A 15,852-nucleotide genomic window follows, 5' to 3' on the forward strand; every position below is an offset into this window, starting at 1 on the left:
TTGTGTTGTGTTGTGTTGTGTTGTGTTGTGTTGTGTTGTGTTGTGTTGTGTTGTGTTGTGTTGTGTTGTGTTGTTCATAAATATACCAAAAATATAGTTAGCATATTTTATATTCTATAAACATATTTGTCAATAATATTTATAAACCCACATACTATTTTTACATAATTTCACAAGTTATATAAAATATAATAAAATAAACCCTATTGATATTATATTAATTTTGTATATAATCACCTCTAATAAAAAACATTTATTTTTTACATGCTGTAGTATTATAAGATTTTAATATAGATTATAATAAAACTATATTATTTATAGTATAAATAAACAGTATAATAAAAAATAATAAAACATAAATTATAAAAAATAAAGATTGGAATATGAAAAACTTTTATTTAGAAAATTACGGATGCCAAATGAATAAGGCAGATTCAAACAGTTTAATTAATTCACTTATGCAGGAAGGTTTTATACAGACAGAAAATCATGAAAATGCTGATAATATAATAATAAATACATGCAGTGTAAGAGCACATGCTGAAGAGAGAGTATTTTCAAGAGTAAAACTATTTAATGCAAATAGAAAAAAGAATAAAAAAGACACAAAAATAATTATTATGGGCTGTATGGCTCAAACTTCCAAAGAAAAATTAGAAAGTCTCGGTGTCAATAAAATATTCGATGTATATAATGAAGTAAATATAATAGATTATCTTAAAGACGAAGAGGTTTTTGTAAGGAAGTTTAATGATAACTATATATTTAATAAGTCGTATGTAGATGAAGATAAACCACATAAAGCATTTATACCTATATCTCATGGCTGTAATAATTGGTGCACATACTGTATAGTACCTCATACACGCGGTAAAATGGTAAGCAGAAAATCAGACAATATAATAGAAGAATTAAAAAGATTAATAGATGACGGAGCTAAAGAGATAACCCTTTTAGGTCAAAATGTAAATTCTTATGGGCTTGATATTGACAATGAGATTAATTTTACAGAGTTATTATACAAAATTGATAAAGTTATTGATGAAAAAAGTAAAGATAAAGTGTGGATAAGATTCTTAACTTCTCACCCGAAAGATTTTGATAAGGATTTAGCTGATGCTATATGGAATCTAAACAGTTTATGCAAGCATATACATTTACCTTTTCAAAGCGGCTCAGACAGAATATTAAAACTTATGAACAGAAAATACACAAAAGAAGAATATATAAAAAAAGTATCATATTTGAGAGATTATAGTGATGATTTTCCTATTTCTACCGATGTAATAGTAGGATATGCTGATGAAACAGAAGATGAATATAATGAAACATTAAATTTGCTTGAAAGCATTGGCTTTGAAGAGGCATATTTATATAAATATTCTGAAAGAGAAGGCTCTATAGCATACAAAAAGAAAGTAGAATATGATAAAGCGGCAGGGGCAAGAAGACTCACAAAGTTAGTAAATTATCAAAGAGAATTAGCTCAGAAATTATTATCAAAACAAGTTGGCAAAAAAACTTCTGTTATGATAGATGATACAGCAAAAGATAATATGCATTATTTATGCAGAAGCAAAGAAAACAGGATAATACTCATAAAAAAAGAAAAAGAACTTAATATGGGTGATATTTTTGATGCGGAAGTTACCGAAATAAAAAGCCATACACTAATAGGAAAATTTATTTAATTATAATATATATAATATAAGGTTAATTTCATGACTTACTTAGAATACAGCTTTAATGAAAATAACAATAGAGAAAATTCAAGAAAAACATTAGAAAATATTATACTTTCTATGGCTAATACTCATTATAATAAAAATAACCTTACTATAGAAAGAGAGGAAAATAAAAAGCCTTATTTTAAAAATGAAAATATATATTTTAATGGTACACATACTTCAGATTTATTTGCTGCTGTTATGAGTGAAGATTATAATGTAGGTATAGATGCAGAAAAAATAAAAAAAAGAGATTTTTTTTATATAGCAAAAGAATATTTTTATGAAAGCGAAATCAAATATCTTGAGTCTACTCACAAATTGGAAATAGATTTTTTTACTATATGGACAATAAAAGAAGCGTATATAAAAATGCTTGGGAAAACTATATTTGATATAAAAAATGCACCAGAGGTTGATTTAATTGAAAGAGTGATAAAAAATGCCGATGATATATTTTTTGCTTCTTTCATACTTGACGACTCATATATAATAAGCATATGCCTTAACACTAAAAATGAAGTTAATCTAAGCCTTCAGGACTTTAATTTAAATATGCTATTTGCCTACCCTACTTTGCCTAATATTGATATAAAAATATAAATTTTATCAGTATTGACTTTTTTAATTCAAAAATATAAACTTATATTATACTTAGTGGGATTTGTTAGGTTTTTTACTTTTTTAATAATTTTACTAAGGAGTATTTATGATAAATAGAATATTTTTAATAGTAATATTATTTGCTTTATCATTCAGCAATATTTTATTATCTCAGGATATTTCTTTTAAAATCACTGGAATATCTGGAATAGCTTTTATAGAAAAAACGGATATAAATAAATCATTAAGAGCTTTCAGAGGAAGCGAAGTACATAATGAATATAGATTAAGAACTATTTCTAATACTCAGGTAGAACTTACTTTAAGCAGAAGAGGCGATAAAATAGGTGAAATTATAGTTCCTCAAAATACTATAATACTTGTCAATCCTCCAATTTCAAAAGATGATAATACGATTTCACTATCATTATTAGAAGGTTATATAAGTGTAAGTATAATAAAAAATATTGGCACTTCTATTGAAATACATACAGCAAATACTTCTTCTATAGTGAAAGGAACAGAATTTGAGGTAGCATTTGCTGAAAACGGCTCAAGTATTGTTATTCTTAAGGACGGAAATGTTGATGTTGTTACAGATAATGATGAAACTGTATTAAATCCTAAAGAAGCATATATTAATACAATAGATAATAATTATAAAGTAGTTAATCAAAACTCTGACAGCGATCCTATAGTATTTTTAAATAGGGGCGAAGAGGATTCAAGGGAAGATTTTTTATATACAATAGAAAATTTAATGAAAGCTATGGAAAATATACCAAATAATAATGAGGATAATTTTATTTCATTTACAAGTATGGAGATGGAAGAAAATGAGAAAAAAATCAAAGATCTTGAATTAAAACAGCAAAGAATGACAGCAGCAAATGAAGGATATTACAATACCATAATCAAACTAATTAATTTAAACTCTGACAAAAAAAATGAAATGATATCATATGCAAGGAAATCATTAAGCATATATATGGCCAATCAGAGGGCTATAACAAAAATGAATAATACTGTTTATAGAACAAGAGAAAAATTTGACAGAATAAAAAGAAAATTTGATGAAAGAATGAATGCTTCAGCATATGATAATAATCAATAATCAAATATATTTTTTATTTCAGAGTATTTTCTAAGTTTAGATATATAAAAATTTCTATCATATTCAGCTAAAAGAATCTTAGCTCTCTTTATAAACTCATCTTCATCATAAACTATCAAATCTATATAAATATTATATATTCCAATAGCTCTTCCAACTACAATACCTATTTCATTTCCGCTATGACCCAAAACCTCCTTCTCTAATCTATTCTGTATCTCATATCTTTCATTAAGTATTTCTCTTCTTATATCATCATTATCATTTTCATCATCATAAGTGTAACTCAGAAATAAAGCCCTAGCACCGCATTTTGATATCTCTACTATATCATGAACATTTTCACTATAATAATCATTAATGGTTTCATAATATGAAGTAATTCCAGCTATTATATCATATCTAGGCATATCAGTATTTTTAGGCTCAAAAGTGTATGAGAAATACTGTTTTATAGGCTCTGTTATTAATTCTTTTCTGTAAAACTGTAATATCTTTTTCATATACTCTTCAAGTTCTGTAAGAGTAATCATATTATATAATTTAGTGTTGCTTATATCAACATATCTTATATATATCCTAGATAATCCCTCACCTATAGAATTTTCCATCATAATAAAAAATATATTGTACGCCTCTTCTCTATCCAAATTATTTAATTCGCTGTTATAAAATATCAAATCAAATTTATCATTTTCTGCGTCAAACTCTATTTTGATAAAAACTTCCTGCATATATATTTTTTTATTCTGAACCTCTATAGAAAAATTAATACCCTCAGAACTAGGAAGATAAGGCAAAAAAGTCCATTTTTCTCTTAATTTATAAGGCATAGAAGATATTATTTTAGGTATGAGATAGAAAAGATAATTTTTCCCATCTACAGTAAATATAAACTTATAATTTTTAGTAATATTAAATGATATATTATCAGATATAATTTTAACACCACTTGAAACAAAATTAATCAAATCATCATGATTATTTTGAAGCATACTTGAAATATATTCTTCATTTTCTTCAAACCATTTCCAAAACAACTCTGTCCTTTTTAAAAAATTTATGCCGTTATCATCATCTTCAAAACATAAAGTATATAACCTTTTAGAAGATTCTAATATTTCTATATTCTTATGTCCGTCCATAAGTTCTATAGTTTTATAAAGATATTGTTTTGCTGTATCTTTTTCATTTTTATAAAAATAAGAATATCCTACTCTGAAATGCCATAAAGGATCATCTATTCCGTCCTCTCTAATATACATAAGATGATCCAATGCTTCATCATAATTTTGAGTATTATTCAAAGCCCTTGCAAGTAATGATATAACATCATAATCTCTCTCTGATTCATCTATAGAATATACAAGCTCTATTATTCTATGATGTTCATCATTATTATGTAAATTTTCTATTTTTTCTAATAATTCTTTATCCATTCCTAATTGCCCTGTAAATATATTACAATACTTTTACAAAAAAATCTATTTATAATATATTAATTTATTTGTAAGTTAGTATAAGTTTTTTGTTTTTATGCTTGACAAAATTATATTATTGTAGTATTATATGTTACTCATAGTACTGTACAAAATAAAAATATATATAAATTGGAGATAAGCTATAATGTATGCAATTGTAGAAGTAAAAGGCAAACAATATAAGGTAGAAAAAGGTCAGGATATCTTAGTAGAATATCTAGGCGATGAAGCTAAAGACGCTCCAGAAATTAAAACACTCCTTCTTAAAAAAGATGATGAAAGTGTTTTAGTAGGTACCCCTTATGTTGAAGGCGTAAAAGTAAGTTCTAAAATAATAGAAATGATGAAAGGCGATAAAGTAGTTATAGGAAAACATAAAAGAAGAAAAGACTACAGAAGAAAAACAGGTCATAGACATAAATACCATAAAATCACTATTGAAGATATATCTCTTTAATGGCTTCTCTTGTTCATATAGTTTATAATAGTAATTCTATTATGAAATGTATAACAGTTGAAGGTCATGCTGGTATAAAAAAATCCGGCGAAGGTTATGAGGTTTGTATAGCTTTAAGCGTACTTACTCAGGCTATGTATAAAGCCCTTTTATCAACTATAGGAAAAAAATTCCTAGAATACAAAACAGATGATGGGCTTTTAAGTTTAGAGTTAATCAATATTGATAAACTTGACACTGATAAAAAAAAAGAATATGAATTAGTTAGTAATGGATATTTGATAGGTATAAAATCTTTAATTAAAGAGTATCCTGATTTTATAAAATATAAAGAGGAGTATAAAAATGGCACATAAAAAAGGTGGTGGAAGTTCCAAAAATGGACGCGACAGCCAATCTAAACGCTTAGGTGTTAAAGTTTACGGCGGTCAAAAAGTTATATCAGGCAACATTATAGTTAGACAACGCGGTACTCAGTTCCATGCAGGAAACAATGTTGATATAGGCAGAGATCATACTATATTCGCTACTGCTTCTGGCTATGTTAAGTTCCATACTAACAAATTTGGAAAGAAAACTATTTCAGTTGTTGCTGAATAATTAAAATAATTTTTTATTTGATAAAATTTTATATCTCAGTTAATTTTAACTGGGATATTTTTTTAATATATTGATTCAGTAAAATATAAAAATTAAGAACTATATAAAAAATGATTAATAAAGAAGAATTAAAAGAAATACAAGAAATAGAATCTAAATATTATATGATTCCTTTAATTAAAAGACTGAGTAATTATGCAATAAATAATAATTGGATATTAGCTTTCAACTACTTATATAATGTTATAGTAGATTCTAAAAAAGATGTTGAAATATTAATAGAAAATCGTATTAAAAATAATGAAATAAAAGACAAAAGTCAAGCAAGAAAATCAATAGCAGGTAATGCATTTCAATCTATATTAATATATACATTTCTTAAATGTAAAGAAAATAACTTAATAAGAGATGATATTTTTATAACATCTAAAAAAAATAAATTAGATTTCCTAAATGATTTATATACAATAAAAGTTGGTGAAGAAACTCAAAAACCAGATTGTGATATTGTAATATATAAATTGGATAAAACTAATAATTTACAATCATGCTTAATACTATCTTTAAAGACTTCATTAAGGGAAAGAGCAGGTCAAACTTATAAGTGGAAATTGTTAATGGAAATAGCAATAGATGATAGTAATAAGATTAAAGATAAGTATGAATTAGAATACAATCCCAAAGTAAAACCATATGTTGGATTTGTAACAGTAAATTTTTATAATGAAATAAATAATCCGCAGCAAAGAGGAATGTTTAAATTTTTTGATAAAGCTTTTATAGCAAAACAATTAGATAATTATAGTTTTATATCTCCTCTTTCAAGTATAGTCGATTTTCTAAATAAGGATTTTTAATATATGTATAATTCTTTTTACAATCAAAAATATGACTTTAAAGAAATTACATATTCTAAATCATTTCCCAATTTACATAAATATCCAGCTGCTATGCTTCCTCAAATAGGTATAGAAATATTAAATGAGTTAAACATAAAAAATGGTAAATTATTAGATCCGTATTGTGGCAGTGGTTCCTCTTTTATATCAGCATTAGAATCTAATATATACAATTTTGAAGGATATGACTATAACCCATTGGCGATACTAATATGCAAAGTAAAATTTACTAAAATAGATATAAATATGCTCATTAAAGAATATAATCTTATAAAAAATAAAATTAATAGCAAAAATTATTTTGATAGTGTAAAAGATAAATTATATGACTACATTCCAACTTTTAAAAATATGGAATATTGGTACTCAGAAAATGTAAAAATAAAACTTGCATTGCTAAAGTGTATAATTTCAGATATTAAAAATAATGATAATATTAAAGATTTTATATTGCTTACATTTTTAGAAACAGTTAGAACATTTTCTTATACAAGAAATAATGAATTTAAATTATATAGAATAAAAAATGAAGATATAATATCTTTTAATGAAGATGTTAATTCTTATTTTTTAACTAGATTAATGAATAATATAGAATTTTATAAAAATTATTATTATAAATATTTTAATGACAAAATCAATGCTGCATTTTATAATGAAGCATTTTCAAATAAAGAAAAAAAATTTAATGTTGTATTAACTAGTCCTCCTTATGGAGATAGTAAAACTACTGTTGCATATGGACAATTCTCTTTCTTTGCTAATTTATGGCTTGGTAATAATGATGCTAGAAAAATAGATAATATGCTAATGGGAGGAAAAAATAAAAAACAATTACTAAATGATTCTATAATATCAGAACAAATTTATAATATTAATAAGATAGATAAAAAAAGAGCTTTAGAAGTATCATCATTTTATATTGATTTAAGAGATTCAATTAAAATTGTTTCAAACAGCATACTTGATGGAGGGTATGCCATATATATTGTTGGAAATAGAATTGTAAAAAATGAATATTTAAATACTGACAAATTTATAGCTGAAAGTTTTGAAAGAGAAAATTTAAAACATTTATTTACTTATAAAAGGATAATAAGCAATAAAAGAATGCCACTTAAAAATTCTCCTACAAATAAAAAAGGATCATTATCAAATACTATGACAGAAGAATTTATAGTTGTACTTAGAAAAAGTTAGTTTGACATTTTCTATCATTTTAGTATAATTTTAAATAATATTTTTTTATAGGTGTTTATTATGTCAAATATTACAAATAATACGGAAGAAAGTAAAGAACAAATTCAGCTTTTATCATGTGCCTTGGAAGGGGGCTGTTCAGCTAAAATCCCTCCAGACCTGCTTGAAAAAACTCTAGCCCCAATAATGCAGACTAAGGTTGACTCTAACCTTCTTTCTGATGTAGATATAGGAGATGATGCTGGAGTATATAAAATATCTGATGATAATGCTATAATATTTACAGTGGACTATTTTCCGCCTGTTATAGCAGACCCTTACGGATTTGGTCAGATTGCCGCATGCAATGCCATAAGTGATATATACGCTATGGGAGGAGAACCGAAACTAGCATTAAATATCACAATGTTTCCTAAAGATGATTCATTAAATATATTAGCAAGTATATTAAAAGGTGGGCAGGATAAGGCTACAGAAGCTGGAGTATTGGTTGTAGGAGGACATACTATAACAGACACAAATGTAAAATATGGAATGGCTGTTGTAGGTTTTGCTAATCCTAATAAAATTACAACAAATGCCGCTGCTAAAGATGGCGATATAATTATACTTACAAAACAGCTTGGTACAGGTGCTTGTCTTGCTGCTATGAGACAGGGACTTATAAAAGAAGAAGATATAGAAGATGTTTTTAACTCTATGAAAACATTAAACAAAAAAGCATGTGCTGTTATGAATAAATATAATGTTAAATGTGCTACTGATATTACAGGCTTCGGACTTATAGGGCATTCTTATAAAATGGCTAAAGCAAGCGATGTTACAATAGAAATACAGTCATCTGCTTTGCCTATGTTTAATAAAAGCTATGAAGTACTTGATATGGGCTGCATACCTGGTGCTGCTTTTACTAATATGCGTTATGTAGGGGAAAATATATTAGTAGATGATAATGTTGATTATAATTTAAAAATGCTATCTTTTGACCCTCAAACAGCAGGAGGTTTATTTATATGTGCCGATAAAGATAATGCCGAAAACATTCTTGCTGATTTATGGAGAGAAGGAATTGACTGTGCTTCTATAATAGGTAAAGTTCATAAAAAAGAAAAAGAATATATACATTTAGTAAAATAAATTATTTAATAAATAAATTTTTATTAAAAAGCCTGCAAAGTATAAAAAATACAATGCAGGCTTATTAATTTTATTAAATTATTTAAGGAACAAAACTTACAGTAACATTTTTTATTATATCAATTGCTCTTGCCTCTTCTTTAGAATATTTAGCCTCTGACTTTTTGGTCTCAGCAGTATTTCCTATATTGATATAAGAAGTATAAAGCACATTATTATCCTGATATATTGTAGCTTCTACAACTATTTTGTATGTTCCATTTTTAACCGCCCTACCCTTTGAATCTTTACAGTCCCAAACTATATTAACTTTACCAGTTTTAGGTGTAGATTTTGATACTGCATCAACTATTTTTTTATCTAAATTAACAGCATCAGCTTTAACCTGCCAATTATTCAAAGACTGAGGTCTTCTTTTCCAGCCTTCTCTTCTTCCAGTGAAATCTGTGATATATATAGTAGTTATATAATTACCCTTATCATCTTCTGCCCAAACAGCTATTTGATTACTTGAATATCCAGCTCTTTTGGTATAGTCAAAACTAATATTAACTTTTTTAGAAGAACTTTGAGCATAATTTTCATTTGCATAAAAAGATATAAAAATCATAAATATTATAATTATGAGCTTTTTCATAAGATATAACTCCTTTATTTATAAAATTTATTTTTTATCACAGCTTCTTTTATATAATATTAATTATTAAATATATTAATATTTTTCATAGTGTATTTTATTAGGTTCAAATCTCTCAGGCATTTGAGGCTCTCCGTCAGCATACCCTACTACAACCATTCCCAAAGGTTTAATATGTTCTGGTAAATTAAATAATTTTATAACCTCATTCATTCTCTCTTCACGCGGAGCAAGCCCAATCCATACAGTACCCAAATCTTTAGCCTTCGCAGCAAGCATCATATTTTCCAAAGCGGCCGAACAGTTCTGCTGCCAATAAAGTTTACCAGACTCATCAGATAAATCTCCGCATACAATAATAGCCATAGGAGCAGTTTCAAGCATTTTAGCATATGGGTGAAAATCCATTATTTTATCAAGTGTTTCTCTGTTTTTTATAACGATAAACTCCCAATTCCTCCTGTTATTAGCTGAAGGAGCATACATAGCCGCTTTAAGCATATATTCTACCTTTTCATCTTCAACTTGTTTTCCTTTGATGTATTTTCTTATGCTTCTTCTAGTAAAAAGAATATCTTCGCTCATTTTTTATCCTCCTAAAATTAATTGTTATAGTATTATAACATTAATAACAAAAAATTGTAAATCACATGTTAAAAAACATACAGCAGGTTAAAATTATGTATACAAAAATTGAATATATGATTGTTATATAAATGATTAATCTATTGCAAATATTGATTATTTATAATATACTTATTATAGTAATAAAAATATATTTTATTGCTGAAATGTATTTATTTTGAAGTTTATTCATATTTAGTTTATTTAGAGGATACATATGGCAAGAGATGAAGATGATATTATTTTTCAAAAATTAAGGCAGAATGTTCAAAGAAATTTCCCAAGAGAAGATGATAAAAATAACTATAGTATGAATAATTATAAAAATGAAAATTATTCTAATAAAGATAGTTTAATAATTTTAGAAACCCAAAGAAATATAGAAAAAATTACAGATTTATCAAGCAAAATAGATGATGCAGAACTTACTCCAGCTTTAAAAGAAATGATATCAATATTAGAAGAAATGGTAAATTACAGTAAGGCAAATAAAGAGGGCGAGAAAAAACTTGAAAAAATTAATGAATATCATCTTCCTACTGCTGTAAAAATGCTTAATTCATATATAGATTTCTGCAATTTTCCTGTAAAAAATGCTAATATGGAAAAAACAGCACAGGAAATAGAAAATGTTATAATAAAATTAAATGAAGCATTAAAAAGTATGCTTGTAGAAATGAATCAGAATAAACTTATGGACATAAACAGCGATATAGATGTATTAAAAACTATGCTTGAAAAAGATGGTTTATAATAAAAAATAATATAAGAATACGGAGAAATTTTATGGAAAATAATAATAATCAACTAAACAATACAGAAGAAAATCAATTGAATAATCAAAATGGCATGAATCAACAGAACACAATGCCTAATAACATGCAAAACGCATATAATCAGCAGAACGCAATGCCTAATAACATGCCAAATGCGTATAATCAGCAAAACATGACAGTTAATAATATGCAAAATACAATGCCTAATAATATGCAGAACTTTCAAAATAATAATCAGCCTATTATGAATTATCAGCCTCAGAATGCTGCAGCAGAAGTATTGAATCATATGAATAATCAGTTTTCTAGTGAAGACTTGCAAAAGATAAACGAATTATCAAACAGCATAAATTTAAAAGATTCTGTATCAATAATGTCATATGGTTCAGCTGCTCAAAACAAAATGATTCAGTTTTCTGAAAATACATTAAGCAATGTTATGAATAAGGATTTAGGCGAAGTTGGAGACGCTATTACTGACGTTATAACAGAACTTAAAGGTTTTGATATAGAAAGTGAAACTAAAGGAAAAGGACTATTCGGATTTTTCAAAAAAGCTGGAAATAATTTAGCTAAATTAAAAACCAAATATACAAATGTTGAAACTAATATTGACAATATAGTAAAAACATTGGAAGCACATCAAAGAAACTTACTTAAAGATATTAGCATTTTGGATCAGATGTATAATTATAATTTGGAATACTTAAAAGAATTAGAAATATATATAGAAGCAGGAAAACAAAAACTCAATCAATTAACAGCTAATGAAATACCTGCATTAGAAGCCAAAGCTACAGCAAGCAATTCACCTCAAGATGTTCAAATGGCTAGAGATATTAAGGATTTGGCAAACAGATTTGAAAAAAGAATACATGACCTAGAACTTACTAGAGCAATATCCGTACAGACTATACCTCAAATACGTTTGGTACAGAATAATAATGTTATAATGACAGAAAAAATACAGTCTACTATATCAAATACTATACCTCTTTGGAAAAATCAGATGGTTTTAGCTATAGGGCTTCATCATTCTAATGAGGCAGCAAAAGCACAGAGAGCTGTTACTGACACTACAAATGAACTATTAAGAAAAAATGCTGAAATGCTAAAAACTTCTACTGTAGAAACAGCAAAAGAATCAGAAAGAGGAATAGTTGATATTGAAACATTAAAATATACAAATGAACAGCTTATATCTACTTTAGACGAGGTAATGAAAATACAAACAGAAGGCAGAGAAAAAAGAAGAGCTGCTGAGGTAGAATTAAGAAATATAGAAAATGAACTTAAAGCAAAAATATTAAATATATCAAAAAATTAATATAAATTTGATAAATAAAAAATGCTCATCTGTATATAAAAAATATAGATGAGCATTTTTTTATAAAATACTAAAAATTAATTAAACAAATAAGCCAAATAATGATCTTTCTTTATATAATCTTTTATATTTTTATAATCGATAAATATTTTTCCGTAGCCTTTTTCTTTCATTATTACAATAAATGAATCAGTTATACCGAAAATTAAATTATCTATATTAGAATAAAAATCACTAGGGGCATTATATTTTTTTAATAATGCTTCAGTATCATTTACCAAGTCTTTAAGATAAGGGCTAATTAATTTCTGACTTTCCAACTCAAATGTCATAAACATATTATCTATTTCGGCAAGCTTCAAATCTTCTAGCTTTGAAACTCTTTTATATAAAGATATTGTTTTATCATCATAGTATAATATATTAAAACTTTTAAACTCTTTAAGTTCATCATAATAATCAGCATAATTATCAATATAATTTAATATACTCTCGTCTATTAATGATTTCCAATGTCTTTGTTTAGATTCTTTTACATACGATTCTACTATATCCTTATTTTCATTTATTTTATCTTTTAAAAACTCATCTGAAAACTCTCTAACTCCATTAATAGAAGAATTTATTTTTTCTTTTCCATTTATAAAAAGATAATCAAAATTAAATACATTACCTGAGAATATTCTCTCAGAACTGAATAAAATACTTTTATCATTATACAAACCAAATATGTCTGCATTATGCAGTCTTATTATTTCTGCTTCATCTTCTCTTATAATTTCAAAAGTTCCTTCTATTCTTACAGGATCTCTTAAAGTTTTTTTAATATTATCACCAACATAGTCAACAATACTGTCATAAGGCTTAAATTCAATAATATATTCAATTTGTGATTTTGATGTATTATCTAATTTTGTCTTGAATTTTATTTCAGCAAAAGTTTCAGGCTCATATCCATAAGATCTATTACCATCTGATGAGTGTTTATTAATTAAAATTGGATTATCTTTATCATAATAATTTTTAACTCCTATTCTTTCAGATGAAAAGTAAACATCATTTATAATAAATCCATTATCATTATTTATATATACCCTTCCTAAATATGGAAACACATTATCTCTAGGTAAGTATAAATCATTATAATTATCATTTTTCTCATAAACATAAACATATATATTGTTAATTTTATCTTTAAGCATGAAAAAATTATTTTTGTAAAATCTTACAGGGTTTTTTTAGCCTTATTTTTAGGTATATTAATAATTATTATAACAGCAGCTACTAAAATCACTACTGCTAACAAAATTATTATATCTTTATCCATAAATTTAGTTATTAAATTTTTCATTGTTTTCACGTTCTCCTATTATTGTTATACTAGCATCGCCTGAAAGCACCTCTATACTGACTTTGTCCGCATTTTGCGAAGTATAGAGGCGGCTCTGCTCGCTTTTATTATTGTTATGCTCGCCTTTTATTATTGCTAATAAAAATTGTTCGCTAATTGTATCTAGCAAATAAATTTGCTAGATGCTCACAATTTTTATATTTAGATTTCTAATATTTCATTATGTTTGCATTTTATTGTTGCTAGTGAGTAAACTTACTAGCTGACTTTGGCTTAGCTTATTAATCCTTATGTTCTCCCGCTACTAACTTGGCATATAATAACCTATTTGCTCTTGTTTAATTCTATATTCAACTTTTATATTTTAAATTATACCCTCAGCATTATATAAAAATTAATTATAAAAACAATTATTGCCTATCAAAAAAACTAAATAAAGAATGACTTCTATTTAAATAATTTTTTAAATCATTAGAAGAAATAAATATTCTACTTGCAATTTTTTCATTTGTATTTTCCAAATTATAATCTTCATCATTAAGAATTAGATTTGTATATTCAGGCATTACTATAATACCTGTATCTGTTAAAAGAAATATTAAATTATCTGTATTGTCATAAAAATAGTCGCTAACTACATAATTAGATAATAACTCTTTACTATCAATAACCAAATCTTTTAAATAGGAACTTACACTTTTTTCTCCGTTCAATTCAAATATAAAAGAATGATTTTTTACTATAGCTTCATAGCTTCTCTCATCTGCTTTTACACTTCTTTTGTATATGCATATTAATTCATCATCATAGTATAATATATCAAAGCATCTAAAGTCTTTAAGTTTCTTATAATATATAATACCAATTTTATCAGCATAATAGGCTTTGTTTTGGTCATAATGATGGAATTTTTCTATAATAAGTTCTTTATTTTTTAATTCTTCTTCAAGCTCTCTTCCTTTTTCTTCTTTGAATCTTTCATCAAAATTGTAATATCCGCTGATAGCCATATTTATTCTTTCTTTGCCTCTAATAAAAGGATAATTGAAATTAAATAAATAATTAGTGAGCATTTTTCTTACTTCATCCATACCAAGATAAGCTGAATATTTATCATCAGTAAAAGTAGTCTGTTCTACTGGAATATAAAACTCTCTTATTTCCATTTCAGGCTTTCTAATAACTTCAAAAACTCCTTCTACTTTTCCGCCTTCAATATCCATAGTATATTCAATTTCTGATGTTCTTTCATAATCGAATTCTCTTTTGAATTTTATCTTTAATAAAATTTCTCTATTGTTTTCTTTTGAACTCCAACCGCCAAATTTACGTACTTCTTTCCATGAATTTTTATAAGGATCATCGTATTTAAATTGTTTTTCTTCTAGTCTTTCAAAATAAGACATATCATAATCACGGTAAACATTAATTTGATTATTATTTAATTCATTAGTTTCACGAATCATTAATTTATTTTCGCTATTTATAAACATTTGACCTGTAAAAGAAGCAAAATATTCACGTGCGAAATTGTCAAATTTTGATTTAAGTACATACTTAATTTTACCACAGTATTTTCTGTACCATTCATCATAATTATTATCTTTATATTTATAGCAATTAATATATATATTATTTACTTTATCTTTCAGCATAAAAAAACTTTTTTCATATACCAATATTTTATTTTTAGCATACCATTCTTTTGCTTTCTTCTCAATTAGAAAAAATACGGATAGAAAAATGGCAATTGCCCCAAACAAAATAGGCCAAAAATAGTCACTAATAAGAAAAAGTCTTAATGGTTCCAATATTCCAAATGATATCATAAATAACTCCTATTGTTGCTATGTTCGCCTCAGCTTAGTATAAGCTGCCAACTAAAGTTGTCAGCTGCTTCGGCTCACTTGTTAGTTGCT

16 protein-coding genes and 1 pseudogene are annotated in these 15,852 nt (G+C 25.9%); 11 read left to right on the forward strand and 6 right to left on the reverse strand.

Annotated elements, in window-relative coordinates:
- Positions 1–383: 383 nt before the first annotated feature.
- The 3 genes from miaB (at position 384) to F811_RS0102100 (ending at position 3,444) form a co-directional block, all read left to right on the forward strand.
- A complete protein-coding gene (gene miaB / locus F811_RS0102090) occupies positions 384–1,691 on the forward strand; it encodes a tRNA (N6-isopentenyl adenosine(37)-C2)-methylthiotransferase MiaB (RefSeq protein WP_020003639.1) in 1,308 nt (435 codons plus the stop codon).
- Positions 1,692–1,721: 30 nt separating this feature from the next.
- On the forward strand, positions 1,722–2,330 hold the full coding sequence (locus tag F811_RS0102095) for a 4'-phosphopantetheinyl transferase family protein (RefSeq protein ID WP_020003640.1): 609 nt from the start codon (positions 1,722–1,724) through the stop codon (positions 2,328–2,330).
- 106 nt (positions 2,331–2,436) lie between these two features.
- Positions 2,437–3,444 (forward strand): FecR family protein, encoded by a 1,008-nt coding sequence (locus tag F811_RS0102100; protein ID WP_020003641.1) that lies wholly within the window; start codon positions 2,437–2,439, stop codon positions 3,442–3,444.
- Here the strand turns inward: F811_RS0102100 and F811_RS0102105 are convergent.
- On the reverse strand, positions 3,438–4,883 hold the full coding sequence (locus F811_RS0102105) for a tetratricopeptide repeat protein (protein WP_020003642.1): 1,446 nt from the start codon (positions 4,881–4,883) through the stop codon (positions 3,438–3,440). The genes F811_RS0102100 and F811_RS0102105 overlap by 7 nt on opposite strands.
- 187 nt (positions 4,884–5,070) lie before the next feature.
- On the opposite strand from F811_RS0102105, the gene rplU reads away from it, so the two are divergent.
- The 6 genes from rplU to selD all read left to right on the forward strand — a co-directional run bounded on the left by rplU (position 5,071) and on the right by selD (position 9,218).
- Positions 5,071–5,382, forward strand: a complete 312-nt coding sequence (gene rplU, locus F811_RS0102110; RefSeq protein WP_013113364.1) for a 50S ribosomal protein L21 — start codon at positions 5,071–5,073, stop codon at positions 5,380–5,382.
- The gene (locus F811_RS0102115; protein WP_020003643.1) at positions 5,382–5,738 is read left to right on the forward strand and encodes a ribosomal-processing cysteine protease Prp; all 357 of its coding nucleotides are present in this window, start codon (positions 5,382–5,384) and stop codon (positions 5,736–5,738) included. Before rplU ends, F811_RS0102115 begins: the two co-directional genes overlap by 1 nt.
- Positions 5,728–5,982: a 50S ribosomal protein L27 gene (gene rpmA / locus F811_RS0102120; RefSeq protein ID WP_013113366.1), complete on the forward strand. Its 255-nt coding sequence runs from the start codon at positions 5,728–5,730 to the stop codon at positions 5,980–5,982. Before F811_RS0102115 ends, rpmA begins: the two co-directional genes overlap by 11 nt.
- Before the next feature lie 110 nt (positions 5,983–6,092).
- On the forward strand, positions 6,093–6,839 hold the full coding sequence (locus tag F811_RS0102125; RefSeq protein ID WP_020003644.1) for a BsaWI family type II restriction enzyme: 747 nt from the start codon (positions 6,093–6,095) through the stop codon (positions 6,837–6,839).
- A 3-nt stretch (positions 6,840–6,842) separates the two neighbouring features.
- The gene (locus F811_RS0102130) at positions 6,843–8,081 is read left to right on the forward strand and encodes a DNA methyltransferase family protein (RefSeq protein WP_020003645.1); all 1,239 of its coding nucleotides are present in this window, start codon (positions 6,843–6,845) and stop codon (positions 8,079–8,081) included.
- Positions 8,082–8,141: 60 nt separating this feature from the next.
- Positions 8,142–9,218 (forward strand): selenide, water dikinase SelD, encoded by a 1,077-nt coding sequence (selD, locus tag F811_RS0102135; protein ID WP_020003646.1) that lies wholly within the window; start codon positions 8,142–8,144, stop codon positions 9,216–9,218.
- Positions 9,219–9,300: 82 nt separating this feature from the next.
- Here the strand turns inward: selD and F811_RS0102140 are convergent, their stop codons facing one another.
- Together F811_RS0102140 and F811_RS0102145 are read right to left on the reverse strand one after the other, a co-directional pair.
- A complete protein-coding gene (locus tag F811_RS0102140; protein ID WP_020003647.1) occupies positions 9,301–9,855 on the reverse strand; it encodes a DUF2271 domain-containing protein in 555 nt (184 codons plus the stop codon).
- A 75-nt stretch (positions 9,856–9,930) separates the two neighbouring features.
- Entirely contained in the window at positions 9,931–10,440 is a 510-nt protein-coding gene (locus tag F811_RS0102145) for a nitroreductase family protein (protein WP_020003648.1), read from the reverse strand.
- A gap of 256 nt (positions 10,441–10,696) precedes the next feature.
- Here F811_RS0102145 and F811_RS0102150 point away from each other — a divergent pair, with 256 nt between their 5' ends.
- Both F811_RS0102150 and F811_RS0102155 read left to right on the forward strand, forming a co-directional pair.
- On the forward strand, positions 10,697–11,233 hold the full coding sequence (locus F811_RS0102150; RefSeq protein ID WP_020003649.1) for a 5-bromo-4-chloroindolyl phosphate hydrolysis family protein: 537 nt from the start codon (positions 10,697–10,699) through the stop codon (positions 11,231–11,233).
- A 32-nt stretch (positions 11,234–11,265) separates the two neighbouring features.
- Entirely contained in the window at positions 11,266–12,582 is a 1,317-nt protein-coding gene (locus F811_RS0102155) for a toxic anion resistance protein (RefSeq protein ID WP_020003650.1), read from the forward strand.
- A 77-nt stretch (positions 12,583–12,659) separates the two neighbouring features.
- Here F811_RS0102155 and F811_RS15950 read toward each other — a convergent pair.
- The 3 genes and pseudogenes from F811_RS15950 to F811_RS0102170 form a co-directional block, all read right to left on the reverse strand.
- Positions 12,660–13,933, reverse strand: a pseudogene (locus tag F811_RS15950) (hypothetical protein).
- The gene (locus F811_RS0102165; RefSeq protein ID WP_020003651.1) at positions 13,914–14,102 is read right to left on the reverse strand and encodes a hypothetical protein; all 189 of its coding nucleotides are present in this window, start codon (positions 14,100–14,102) and stop codon (positions 13,914–13,916) included. Before F811_RS0102165 ends, F811_RS15950 begins: the two are co-directional and overlap by 20 nt.
- A gap of 241 nt (positions 14,103–14,343) precedes the next feature.
- Positions 14,344–15,762, reverse strand: a complete 1,419-nt coding sequence (locus F811_RS0102170) for a hypothetical protein (RefSeq protein ID WP_020003652.1) — start codon at positions 15,760–15,762, stop codon at positions 14,344–14,346.
- Between the last annotated feature and the right edge of the window lie 90 nt (positions 15,763–15,852).

Source organism: Brachyspira innocens ATCC 29796 (assembly GCF_000384655.1).
GTDB classification, from domain to species: domain Bacteria; phylum Spirochaetota; class Brachyspiria; order Brachyspirales; family Brachyspiraceae; genus Brachyspira; species Brachyspira innocens.

Bases quoted from the DNA above. Each gene is read 5' to 3' on its own strand.
- F811_RS0102140 (WP_020003647.1), bottom strand. From the start codon at position 9,855: ATGAAAAAGCTCATAATTATAATATTTATGATTTTTATATCTTTTTAT.
- F811_RS0102105 (WP_020003642.1), bottom strand. From the start codon at position 4,883: ATGGATAAAGAATTATTAGAAAAAATAGAAAATTTACATAATAATGAT.
- F811_RS0102145 (WP_020003648.1), bottom strand. From the start codon at position 10,440: ATGAGCGAAGATATTCTTTTTACTAGAAGAAGCATAAGAAAATACATC.
- F811_RS0102095 (WP_020003640.1), top strand. From the start codon at position 1,722: ATGACTTACTTAGAATACAGCTTTAATGAAAATAACAATAGAGAAAAT.
- F811_RS0102125 (WP_020003644.1), top strand. From the start codon at position 6,093: ATGATTAATAAAGAAGAATTAAAAGAAATACAAGAAATAGAATCTAAA.
- F811_RS0102150 (WP_020003649.1), top strand. From the start codon at position 10,697: ATGGCAAGAGATGAAGATGATATTATTTTTCAAAAATTAAGGCAGAAT.
- selD (WP_020003646.1), top strand. From the start codon at position 8,142: ATGTCAAATATTACAAATAATACGGAAGAAAGTAAAGAACAAATTCAG.
- F811_RS0102100 (WP_020003641.1), top strand. From the start codon at position 2,437: ATGATAAATAGAATATTTTTAATAGTAATATTATTTGCTTTATCATTC.
- F811_RS0102170 (WP_020003652.1), bottom strand. From the start codon at position 15,762: ATGATATCATTTGGAATATTGGAACCATTAAGACTTTTTCTTATTAGT.
- F811_RS0102155 (WP_020003650.1), top strand. From the start codon at position 11,266: ATGGAAAATAATAATAATCAACTAAACAATACAGAAGAAAATCAATTG.
- rplU (WP_013113364.1), top strand. From the start codon at position 5,071: ATGTATGCAATTGTAGAAGTAAAAGGCAAACAATATAAGGTAGAAAAA.
- miaB (WP_020003639.1), top strand. From the start codon at position 384: ATGAAAAACTTTTATTTAGAAAATTACGGATGCCAAATGAATAAGGCA.
- F811_RS0102115 (WP_020003643.1), top strand. From the start codon at position 5,382: ATGGCTTCTCTTGTTCATATAGTTTATAATAGTAATTCTATTATGAAA.
- rpmA (WP_013113366.1), top strand. From the start codon at position 5,728: ATGGCACATAAAAAAGGTGGTGGAAGTTCCAAAAATGGACGCGACAGC.
- F811_RS0102130 (WP_020003645.1), top strand. From the start codon at position 6,843: ATGTATAATTCTTTTTACAATCAAAAATATGACTTTAAAGAAATTACA.